Source organism: Pseudomonas sp. GW823-FHT02E01, from assembly GCF_058797535.1.
In genome coordinates this window covers 177195-189243 of sequence record NZ_JBXAJS010000006.1, presented here as the reverse complement: position 1 = coordinate 189243, position 12049 = coordinate 177195, and the positions used below count along the sequence as shown (strand labels likewise).

Annotated in this window: 7 protein-coding genes; 1 reads left to right on the top strand and 6 read right to left on the bottom strand. The window is 58.5% G+C overall.

The features are described 5' to 3' along the window. The first annotated feature begins 25 nt into the window (after nt 1-25). Entirely contained in the window at nt 26-4699 is a 4674-nt protein-coding gene (locus AC1RDQ_RS16450) for an NEL-type E3 ubiquitin ligase domain-containing protein (RefSeq protein ID WP_492587729.1), read from the top strand. Nucleotides 4700-4844: 145 nt separating this feature from the next. Here AC1RDQ_RS16450 and AC1RDQ_RS16445 read toward each other — a convergent pair whose 3' ends face one another. The 6 genes from AC1RDQ_RS16445 to AC1RDQ_RS16420 all read right to left on the bottom strand — a co-directional run bounded on the left by AC1RDQ_RS16445 (nt 4845) and on the right by AC1RDQ_RS16420 (nt 11983). Beyond that, nucleotides 4845-6047, bottom strand: coding sequence for a hypothetical protein (locus AC1RDQ_RS16445; protein WP_492587728.1), 1203 nt, complete (start codon nt 6045-6047; stop codon nt 4845-4847). 169 nt (nt 6048-6216) lie between these two features. Next, nucleotides 6217-6705 (bottom strand): CS1 type fimbrial major subunit, encoded by a 489-nt coding sequence (locus AC1RDQ_RS16440; RefSeq protein ID WP_407514220.1) that lies wholly within the window; start codon nt 6703-6705, stop codon nt 6217-6219. A gap of 63 nt (nt 6706-6768) precedes the next feature. After that, a complete protein-coding gene (locus tag AC1RDQ_RS16435; protein WP_407514222.1) occupies nt 6769-7512 on the bottom strand; it encodes a molecular chaperone in 744 nt (247 codons plus the stop codon). A 59-nt stretch (nt 7513-7571) separates the two neighbouring features. Then, the gene (locus AC1RDQ_RS16430) at nt 7572-8762 is read right to left on the bottom strand and encodes a hypothetical protein (RefSeq protein ID WP_492587727.1); all 1191 of its coding nucleotides are present in this window, start codon (nt 8760-8762) and stop codon (nt 7572-7574) included. Between the two features lie 101 nt (nt 8763-8863). Next, on the bottom strand, nt 8864-11386 hold the full coding sequence (locus AC1RDQ_RS16425; protein WP_492587726.1) for a CS1-pili formation C-terminal domain-containing protein: 2523 nt from the start codon (nt 11384-11386) through the stop codon (nt 8864-8866). Between the two features lie 108 nt (nt 11387-11494). Then, the gene (locus AC1RDQ_RS16420) at nt 11495-11983 is read right to left on the bottom strand and encodes a CS1 type fimbrial major subunit (protein ID WP_057716250.1); all 489 of its coding nucleotides are present in this window, start codon (nt 11981-11983) and stop codon (nt 11495-11497) included. Nucleotides 11984-12049: the final 66 nt, after the last annotated feature.

Here is a 12049-nt window from a genome sequence, read left to right as displayed (position 1 = left end):
GTACTGATCAAAGGACGATCAAACAATGCCCATTACCCCCTCGGCGATTCAAGGATCAGACCCGATCGCCATCGCCCCATTCGATAAAAGCATCCACTTCCATCAGGTCAGAAAGGCGATTCCGTCCTGGCTGTTGAACACCTCCCCATCCCGTGTCGATGCGCTGAAATCTGTCAGGCTGACGCTGCCCGACTGGCACAGGACCGCGTCGACAACCGCTCACCGCAAGTTGAAAAAAGCCAACCAGCTTAACTGGACCTCGCAGAACACCGTGGATCAGGCCCTGCGCGATCTGCTGGATATTTCAGCCTTTGCCAAACCCCTGCTGCAGCAAAAGCTGAGGGACCGCTTCGGCGTCGAAGACGATGTCGAGGAAACCTGGCTGCGCCTGTATGCCCCGGTGAAGACGGCCTGGTGGGTCCATGACTTTTCCGCAGGAACCACCAGTCGCACCATCTCGCTGCTGGATGCCGCGCTGCACAACTTTTCCCAAGACGAGGCGTTCACCCAAGATTCCGAATTCATCACCCGCCCCGACGCACGTGGGCATTTCAACGTCAAACAGCTCAAGCACAAACTGAGCATCGAGCAGTTCAAGTCCGTGTGTCGCGAACTGGACATCGGCGCCCGCTATCAACAGCACCTGCAAGACACTTTAAAGCCGAGCGACAAGGCAGCGAGCAATGTCCTGCGCCAAAAAGTCGTTCTCAGCCAGAAAAGCGCACTGAATGTCGCCGCGCAAATGGCCCTGATGAAGCACGACATCGACCAGGATGCCTATGACGTGGTGCAAGGCATGCTCGAGGATCGTTCACGGCTGAAGTGGAACGGCAAACCCGTCGACTATTACAACCTGGCGATGATGGACACGCGCCTGAGCGGCATCATCCTGATCGCGGCGGATACAGCCAGTGCCAGCGGCCCGGTCCCGGTGATTGCCTATGTGCCCCAAGACCCGCAGCACCCGCTCAAGCAATACCCTTCGTCACTGGAATTCATGGCGGAACTGACACGCCAGTTGCGCGATGGCGCATCGGCTAAAAGCTATCAACAGTTCTTCAGCCAGTTCGTGCCCCATGAGCAACGCGGGCATTTTTTTGCCGGATTGAACGCGCGTCTGAGCACGGTGAAATGGCAGCCGGCTGCCGCAGGTACCAATTTGCCGAGCTGGCGCGAAACGCCTGTGGATAAACCCGATCTGCATTTCAGTGTGTCGAGCATCAAGACCGACCGCGCGACGACCTTCAACAATGACCTGTGGGGCTACCGCTACCGGCAGACCCTCAACAAGATTTTCAACGATGCCCGGGAGATCGCCATCTCCACCGAATACGCCGACCGCATGGCACGCTGGGCCTGGTGGGACAACCTGGAAAAAATGCTCTCGGACATCCTCACGATCGCCTTGCTGGCGACGACCCCATTTGTGCCTGTCCTGGGCCCACTGATGCTGGCGTACACGGCCTATCAATTGACCGATGGCGTGGTCGAAGGCCTTGTCGACCTGGCCGAGGGACGCTTGGCCGAGGCCGGCGAGCAGACCCTCGGCGTCCTGGAAAGCGTGGTCCAGTTGGGCGTATTCGCGGCGGCAGGCGCCGTCGGCAATGTTGCACAGGCGAAGCTTTCGCCGTTTTTCGAAGGCCTGAAACCGGTGCAACTGGCAAACGGTGAGACGCGATTGTGGAACCCTGATCTCAGCCCTTATCAACGCACCGACGCGGAATTACCCGTGGATGCCCGGCCTGATGATCAGGGCATTCACCAGCATCAGGGCCGGCGCATAGTGCGCCTGAACGATCAACACTTCGAAGTGCTGGAAGACCCGGTGACCGGGCAACAACGCATCCGCCACCCGCAGCGTTTCGATGCCTATGCACCGACCCTGCGCCACAATGGCCGTGGGGCCTGGGTCTGCGAAACGGAAAACCCACGGGAGTGGGAAGGCTCGCCCCTGATGCGCCGCCTCGGCCACAGCACCGATGGTTTCAACGATGAACAACTGGAGCAGATTCGCCAGATCAGCGGCACCGATGAAGCCGAGTTGCGCCGGGTGCACGTTGAAAGCGCCCCGCCGCCACCGCTGCTGACCGATACCCTGCAACGCCTGGCTTCACCAGCCATTGCACCCGCTACGTTACCCGCTGAAATCACGCCGCTGTTCAGCGATTTCCCCGAGCTGCCGGCGACCGTTGCGGAACAAATCCATACGCGTGCCAGCGCCGCGGAACGTCAACGGATTACCCAGGAAAACCGCCTGCCTTTGCGCATGAGGACCCAGGCCCGAGAGCTGCAATTCGAAACTCAAACAGTACGAGCGGCCCAGGGTCTGTACCCGAGCGCATCAATCACTCCCGACACCGAGCGCCTGGTGCTGGGCACCTTGCGCTTTAACACCGATACCTTCGGCAACCTGCGTCTCGAGATTCGTCAGGGCACATTCAATGGCGAGTTGCGTTACAGCGTCGGCCCCGAAGACGCCACGCGGGTGCGGGTGCTGATTCGCGATGATGCCGGGCAGTATCAGGTGCGTGATGGCGAGGATCAGCCGATCCATGAAGCCGATGACTTTTTCGAAGCCGTCCTGCAAGCCACGCAGGAGAATGGCCAAAACAACCTGGGCTACAAACCGGGTGACGGCGACAGGTTCCGCCAATGGGTCATGGTCAAATCGGCCCCGCCCAGCGAACGCCGGACCGTACTCGCCGACCCGCCCGTTCGCCCGGTGGCCGAGCATGAAACGATGTTGTTGGTGCGTGGAGGCTGGCTCAGCAGGGAAGGCCTGACACTGCACGAACGCATCCAGGATCTTTATCCACATTTCTGCGAGGCCGAGGTCGACAATTTCGCCACTGCCCTGACCAACCAGGGTGAGCCGCTGAGGCTTCTGGAGGAACAGGAAAACGATCTCAACCAGCTGCGCAATCTCATCGATTTGTGGAGGGCGGAGTCCGCCGGGCTGGATGCCGATAATCCGATGCCTTTGCGCGGTGTTCGACAACACATTGCCGAGCGTTTACTCGCCTGTTTCGAACGAAAGAATACCGAGCTCGGCAGCCGTACCGAACTCCATGGCTATGCGTTGGATCTGTCTCGGGAGCTGCTTCCGATAGATCTGGAGTCCGAATGGCCGAAACGACCGCAACTGAAAAGGTTTCTGGACAAGGTCACCATCCTGAAACTCGATAACACACTGTTTTCCACCAAGGCGAATGGCCTGCTGAAAGATTTCCCCAACCTGCGCGAACTCAGCGCCAACCGATGCTACCTGACGCAACTGCCGGAAAACATCGGCGCCATGCATCGGCTCGAACGCCTGCGTTTGAGTGACAATCACATCGCGCTGGACGCCGCCGCCGTCGAGAAACTCAAACACCTGACCTACCTGGAAATTCTGCGTCTGGACAAAAATCCTCTGGGCAGGCCTGTCGATATCTCGCGCATGCCCCGGCTGAAGGTCGTCGGGCTGCGCAACACGGGCATTACCACCTGGCCCGAAGGTACGCTGAGCAAAACCAGGCCCCGCGGTTTTCTGCTGGATCTTCGGGATAACCCGATCAGCGTGATCCCCGAGGTGGTACCCGGCTCACCGCAGGCCTGGGTTGTGGCGCGCACCCGGCTGGACGTCGGCAACCTGTCGGAAGCAAACCAGGTTCACTATCAGGCGATTCGCCGCTCGGTGGCGCTGCCTCCGGAGCCCATCGTGCCCTACAACAGCCAGGCCGAGTGGGTGGTCAGCTCGGATTACAGCGCGAATCACTGGAGCGATGTTCCCAGCTGGGGCATGGACCGGACCAATCTCTGGTCGGAGCTGGCCGATGAGCCTCAGGCACAGGGCTTCCTGAAAGTTTTGCTTGATACCCGCCTGAGCCGCGACTTCCAGAACCCCGGCCCGGCCCGGGATCAACTGGTGCAACGTGTCTGGCGCATGCTCGATGCCGCATACGTCGATACGCCTCTGCGGGAGAAGCTGTTCACCATGGCCGTCGCGCCGGTGGATGGCGCCGACGCCGGTGCGCAGTTGTTCAATCACATGGGCATCCATGTGCTCGCCTACGAGGCCCACGCGTATTCCACCGACCCAGCGCAGCTGGAGCTGAAGCTGGTGACCCTGGCCAAAGGCGCGGCGCGGCTGGAACAGGTCAACGACATTGCCCGTGCCGATGTCGCCAGTCGTGGCGGCAACCCGGACGAAGTCGAGGTCTACCTGGCCTATCAGACCGGACTGGCAGAGCGCCTCGACCTGCCCTGGCAATCGAAGGGCATGTTGTTCCGGCCGGTGTCCGGCGTCACTGACGCGATGATCGATCAAGCCTATGACACGGTGCTGGCCCTGGGCGAAGGCGATGGTCTGGTCGATCGAATGCTCGAACAGGACTTTTGGCAAAACCATTTGAACGAGCGCTATGCGACCGACATGGAAGCCAATAAACGTCGCTATCAGGGCCTGTCGGATCAACTGGACACTTTGCGCACGACCCAGCGCGAATGGGCTGAATCGACGTCGGATACTCAGCGAGCTGCCCTGCGCAGCCGGCTCAGGGAACTGATGAACGATCTGCCGGCGCCGGACACGGTGGTCTTTGCCGATGAGCCATTGAGCGATGGAATTTTCGATCGCCTGCTGGTCGACCTCGGTGACGCCGAGAAAGAACTGTCGAGGCGCTTGACCCGTCAAGCCATGAAGCGCGCCGGCCAGTAAAAAGCATAAACATTGATGCTGGATGTGCCTGCCTCATCGCGAGCAAGCTCGCTCCCACAGGGGATCGGTGGTCGCCACAAGATCTGTGTACGACACCCATCCACTGTGGGAGCTGGCCTGCCAGCGATGGCGGCAGCCCCGAGCCTCAGACCTCGGAATCCCAGATCACGGTGACCTTGCCCCTGTAGAAAGGACCGGCACCCGGTTCGAGCATGAATGCCATTTGACTCTGGGGCACTTCAAAGTGCAGAACACCCGGCGCCCTGTCGACGTAGAAACCCGGCTGGAAATACAACGCATTGGCGGCGCCCGATCGCATTCGCATGTGCCTGACGGGTTGCCCGCTCATGTCGGTCAGGCCATTGGGCAGGGTGACAAAGACCTGCAGCTCCACCCCACGCTTGGAGACACGGTCATCGAGCATGCAGTCGTAGGCAGTGCTCCACTCACACTCCATGTACATCTTGAAACGCGATGAGGCCGAGATGTTGAAGGTCTGGTCACGGAACAACCGCACCGGTTTGCGCCCCGCCTGCAACCAGCTCTGCCAGCCACCGGCCGGTACCAATTGGACTTTCTCACCACCGGGCGGAATATCGACCTTGAGGGTGTGTTGAACGTCGAGGTTGAAGTTCATGGTCAACACCGGACTGCTCGGCAGCATGACATCGCCGAAATCGAAGTCGCCGTTGGGACCGACCGTATAGGTCAGCGAGCCTGTGTAATTGCCTGCCAACATGCCCAATGGATTGGGCGTGACCAGTTCATAGGAAAAATCCAGATGGTCGTAGCGCAACCAAGGGACATCGAACTTCGCCTGTTTATTACACGCGGCCTGCTCCGGTGCTTTCCAGAAAAAACCATAGGAGGTGGGGCGGTAGTAACCCACACCGCTGTAAACACACGGCGACGGCGCGTACACCCAACTCTGCCCCCACAACAGGTTATGCGCATTCCGGGAGTCATCGTTGGTGTCCCCTGTCAACGTCCGAACATCCTCAGTCACATACTTGGAGCCCACCCCGGTAATCCGCATTCTTACCTGTTCCACCGCTCCGGATTCATGACGCACTGACAGCTCACGCCATTGCGCTGGCACCGTGATTGTTGCGCCCTGGCGCGGTGATGCATGGTTGGCCAGAATCGCGCGACTGGATTCGAATCGAATCGGAACTTGCAGGCTGAACGTCTTGTTTTCCTCACATTGCTCCGGATACAGCTGACAGTAGCCACTGGGCGGCGTGGTGTTCTTGAATTGGTTGATGTGCGGATATGCTGAATCGGGCTTGAACAAAGCTGTAATTGATACGTCTTGCGCCAACGCCTGGGGCATCAGCCACCACACCATTAAAAGGCTCCATAACCAAAAAAGCCGTCTTGAAAACAAAACACCTGTGACATTCATCTGTATCCATCTCCGAAAAGCCGCCCTGCTCCCTGGGTGGCGATATCCACTCGACATTCAAACGCTGCAACACCCGTGTGCTCTCACACTTTTGGGCCCTGTCAAAAACAGATCAGGGTGCCGCGGCACTGAAAATCAACTGAACCGTTCCGTAGTAAGTGCCCGGTTTATAACCACCGGCCGGCTCTTTCGGCTGGACTTCCAAAGCAAAGCGCCCGCCTGCCATCGCCTGCGCCGCCGACACCACTTCGCGCGGCGTCGCCTCGTGGCTCAACTCCTGGCCATTGAAGGTGACCCGCAAGTAGATGTTCTGGTCCTCCCGCCCGTTGAACAGATAGGGCTCGGCGTCCAGCCGCGCTTCGATCGCACTGGTGTCGTGCTTGACGTCGAAATTCTTGCGCAACCCTTCGAGCTTCGACGTGTTGCGATTCCACGGCAGGGTCTGTTCCAGATGAATCCAGTTCGTCTCGGCCGGTAGCACGTAAAAGCCCAGGGTCGGAATATCCGCCCACACTTCGAACGTGCGCTCTTCCCGTGCCGCGAAAACCTGGGCACACGTCATCACGCCCACACAGAGGGCGATGGCCGATTGCTTGATCATGTCAGTTACCTGTTGCGAGAAAAAAAGCGGCGAGTCTTCCAGGGCGACCCGCCTTTGGCGGTGTTACTGGCTGGCAACGCGCAACGCTTTTTTGTCGGCGCCTTCAATCAGGTTGAAGCGGTATTCGCGACCGGGTTTCTTCTCGAACTCGAACGACTTGCCCGCCAGAACGTGATGCTTGGTGGTCGGCTCGCACTCGGTTTCATTCTTCAGCGAGCAATTGCGAAACTCATCGATCACCACCACGGTGTTGCCGTTGTTGCGCAGTCGATAAACACCGGCGCTGTCATCGATCACGCTGTCGAAACGGCTGTTCTTGGGACGGACAAAAAACACCGTGCCAAACCCGGTCATCACGTTGACCCCCGCCGACAGGTTCTCCTTGTAGGTTTCGCGCTCTTCACTGGACACCGCGAAGTCGTCTTCCTTTTCCGGTACCACCGGCACAAAACGCACGCGGAAATAACGTTCGGTGTCACGAGCGCCCAAGTGCAGCAAACGCGTACCCTGCATGCCATTGGCCGGCACGATCAGCCGTGCGGGGCTGGCCATCAAGCCATCCCGACCGCTGCCATCCGCTTGCGTTGCGACGGGTACCTCGCGGTGGCTGCCATCGGCGTCATAGATGATTTCCAGGATGTTGACCTTGACGAACGCGGTGCTGTCGCCGCTGTTGAATACGCGTTTGAGGTAGGTGCTCTTGTCGCCGTCCAGATAGTCGTACACCGTTCCCACGTTGATCTGCGGACCGGCCTGAACCGCCAGAGAAAACCCGCTCAAACCCAACAGCAACCACAGACGTTTCATACCTTTGAACCTCATGACATTGAACACAACACAGGCGCGGTCCATCGATAGACGGCCCATCAGATTTCCGAATCCCAGATCACGGTGACTTTGCCCTTGTAGTAAGGACCGGCACCCGGTTCGAGCATGAATGCCATTTGACTCTGGGGCACTTCAAAGTGCAGAACACCCGGCGCCCTGTCGACGTAGAAGCCCGGCTGGAAATTCAACGCATTGGCCGCGCCCGCTCGCAAACGCATGTGCCTGACGGGTTGCCCGCTCGTGTCGGTCAGGCCATTGGGCAGGGTGACAAAGACCTGCAGCTCCACCCCCCGCTTGGAGACGCGGTCATCGAGCATGCAGTCGTAGGCAGTGCTCCACTCGCACTCCATGTGCATCTTGAAACGCGATGAGGCCGAGATGTTGAAGGTCTGGTCACGGAACAACCGCACGGGTTTTCGCCCCGCATGCAACCACCTCTGCCAGCCGCCAGCCGGGACCAGCTGAATTTTTTCACCGCTGGGGGGGATGTCGATTTTCAACACATGTTCAACGTCGAGAAGAAAATCAAGAACGATGACGTTGTCCTGAGGAATCATCACATCGCCCAAATCAAAATCCTGGCTTGGCCCAACTCGAAAAATATGCTGTCCGGTGTATTGCCCCGAAACCATGTCTTGGGGATTGGGAGTATCAAGCTCATAAGTAATGTCGAACGTTTCATATTTGAAGGGTTGTGGAATATCGAAAACAGCCTTCTTGGCGCAAATCTCGGCGCTAACCGGGTGCCGCCAGAAACTATTGAAACCAATGTCATTACCCGCACCCATTAAACCGGTGCACGGTGGACCGGCATAACTCCAGGTACCGCCCTCAAACAGATAGTTATGGCCTAACCCGCCGGTCAGTTCGGGTGCCGGCAGAGGTAATTTGTAGGCCACGCCCATGCCGGCCACCCGGAACCTGACGGTTTGAGGGGGCGCCGTTGGGTGGCTGACGGTCACGTCTTGCCATTGCGAAGGAATGTTAAACATCGCCCCCAAACGCTTGTTGGTATGACCGCCCACAATGGTTGCATTCGAGTAAGAGAGAATAGGCAGGCGTAAGCTGAACAGGTTTTCAGCGTGGCATTGAGGTGGGTTATCCAAGCAAAAACCACTTAACGGCGTTCTATTTTCGAACTTATTGAATTGAGGGTTAGATGCATCAGGGTAAAACACTGCCCTGATTTGTTGGGTGACCGCTGCGGCTGAAGCAGGGAACAGCGCCACGACTACTCCAACAACAGCGGCTGCATATATGGCTGACCTTTTAACTTGTGAAATATCTAACATTTGACATGACCTCAAAAATCCCTTGAACCGGATATCCGTCATCCCGCCGTCTCAGCCGTGCGATTGGCGTCCGCCAAGGTGTCCGGCGAACAGCGCAAATCACCGATCATCAGCACGTTGTTTTCATTGCGGTGTTTGTCGGTATCGAGACGGAACTGGCAGAGCAACTGGTCGGCATATCGCACTTGCAGGGTCGGTGAACCCGCGTTCATTTCCATCGAGAAGAAACCGTCGACCTCGCTGACCCCACGGCTGGCGTGGTTGATCACGTGGTGGCCCTTGAGCGGCCGCCCCTGCGGATCGATCAGGCGCCCGAGCACGGTCAGGGTTTTCATCACCCGCACCTTGCGGTACTCCACACCGCCCTTGTTCAGGTGATAGCGAGTGCGCGCCGGTTCGATGCTGGCCGCCGGCACGTGATTGCCTTCGAAGTCGAAGCTCACCGAACTGTTTTTGTAGGCCGTGAGCGGAATGAAATTGCGCCCCGGCCGCAGCGCCGCGCTGCCACCACTGAGGTCGTCGGCGCGCAAGGCGATACCGTCGATGTCGGACTCGACGTCGACAATCATCCCGGCACCGCGCCCTTGATGCTGGCTGGTCAACGCCATGCGCTGCGCGCCGACCACCAGGGTGCTGTCGAGGTTCAGGCCACCGGTGAATTTGTTGTTGAACGAAGAGCGTTGAATGAAACCGTCGCCGTTGATTTCGTCGGTACGAAAATTCGCCAGGCTCGACAGGCCGACGCCATAGGTGTCGGTGAGCGCAGTCACCGAGACGCTCTGCAACACGTGGTCTTGCAGGTCCTTGCGGTAACCGAGCGAGGCGTTGTTGTCGCGACCGCCCTCACGGGCGGTGCGGCTGCCGATGCTGCCGGAAATCTGCTGGCCCGGACCGCCGAGCGCCATGTTGATGCTCAGGTCGACCCCGCGATTGCGCGCATCGCCGCTGCTGTAGCTGCCCGGACGGTCGAACAACGACAGGCGCCAATTGGCATCGCTGCCAAACAGCTGGGTCCGTTGGGTCCAGCCGAGGTCGACGCCGACGCCCTCGACATTGCCCTCACTGTGGGACACCCGCGCGTTGAGCGAACTCTTGCGACTGATGCGGTGGTTCAGCGCCAGCGACGAGTTGCTGGTCTGGCCGGTGAACACATTGCGTTGGCGTACGCGGGTGCCGTCGGGCAGGATGTCATAAGTGTTGGTGGTGTCGAGCCAGCTACGGTTGTGGCTGATCACCAGACTGCCAGAGCCGTAGTTGTACAGGCCTTGCAGATCGGCGCCGGTACCGTGGTCTTCGGTCTGGTAAAGATTGGCGTAGACGCTGGTGCTGTTGCCCAGGGTCCAGTCAATGGAGCTGCCGTACTGGAGTTTTTCGCGCACCTGGCGTGCCGACAGTCCGAGAATCACCCGTGGGTGCAGCAGGTAATTGATCGAGGCGCCCGCCGTGGCATCGCCACTGCTCTGTTGATCCCAGTTGCTCAGCAGTTTGCTTTCCTGCCCGGCGAACAGGTTGTAGCGCCAGCGCTCATCGTGGTTGCGCCAGTTGTTCGGCTTATAGATCAGCTCCTGGGTGGTCGAGGTGATTTGACCATCTTCGATCAACCGCACTTCCACCTCGTAAATACCGCCCGGCAATGGCCGTGTGTCGAGGGTCTGCAACCCGGCTGGCACTGACTGTGTATTGATCAGCAGGCCATCGCGATAGATTTCCACGGAACCCTGACGGTTGGCCGTGACATAAACCGGGTACACGCTGGGTTTCGGGCTGTCGATGGCCAGGCTGTCGGAACTGCCGTACATCACGCCGACGGCGGTGTCGGGGCTGGTACCGAACGAACGGGGCTGGCGAGTCAAGCCTTCGGAGTTGGGCGTGAAGTACCCCAGCCGGAAAAAACTGCCCTCCAGTTCGCGCTGGGTGAAGAGCTCATGCACGGCGTGATAGGTCTTGTCGTCCGGTCCACCCAGACGCGCCAGTTGCATGTTGAAGGTCTGGCTCCAGTTGCCCAGGCTGCCGCTGGCTTCCAGACCGAAACGACCGCCCAGGTCTTGATCCTGGCCGCCGTTGAGATTGAGTTGATTGCGCACCATCAGGCCGCTGCTGCCGCCTTCAGGCTGATCGTAGAAACGCTTGGCTTCGCTATCGCGTTCGGCATTTTCGGTGACGATCGACAGCAATGAATTTTCCAGGTTGTAGTGCACCGCCAGCATCTGCTCCGGGCATTGACCGCTGCAGGCGCCCAGCGCCACGCCGGGTTTGAGGATATCCGCCCAAGTCTCGCGTTCGCTGGCGCCGAAGCGGCTTTCACTGGTGTCGGTGAAATCGAGCAACGTCACCCGGTCATCGCGGGACAATACAATCATCGCCTCGCCCAACGGTTGCTGATCGAGTTCGACCCGAACCGCCAACGGAACGTCGAAAAAATGTTCCTCGAACTCTGCCGGCAAGCCTTTGGCCTGGGCCAGCAAACTTCGCGGCGTATTATCAACGGAAGCGGGCGCCGCAAATGCACTGCTACATAACAGCAACGCAAGCGCTGCCGCGATGGGCGTCATCGGGAACATGAACGAATACTCTAATATCAAAGAAGTTGAAACCCGACCGGCAACTTTTAATATTGCCGGTCGGTCACGTTACTTATACAAGTAAGCGCTTATGACTCTTGATCAAGTTCAAAGAGCAACCGGAGGAACAGCGTCGAACATCATGGTGACGGCACCGGTGTAATCACCTGGTGCAAAGGTGGTGCCTTGTGCCTTGATGTTGAGTGGGGCACGGTAATTGACATTCGATTCGGTCTCGCCAACCACCATTTGCGGAGTCGTGGTGAGCACTACATTGTTGAGTGCCACTTGCAGGCCAATTTTGGATGCACCACTGATCAGCTCCGGCACGCTTTCAAGGCTGGCATGCACCGAGCCGTTGTTGTTGCGTACGTCGAAGAAACCGTTGACCTCATCCATGGTGCCCTTGCTTGGAATGTAATCCATTCTCTGATCCTTGTTGACCAGATCCGGATCGACCGGTACCACGTAGAAACCGTTGGTCGGTACATGCGCGACAAGGTTGATGGAGTGACGGGCTTCACCCGCGGCAAATACGGCGGAAGAACTCAGAGCCAGAACAGCCAGAGGAGCAGCAAACGCGATTTTCTTGAACATCTTTCAGTACCTGTCTTTTAAAAGGATAAGCGCAGAAAGTTCAAGTTGAGCAAAACCGTCACGAGC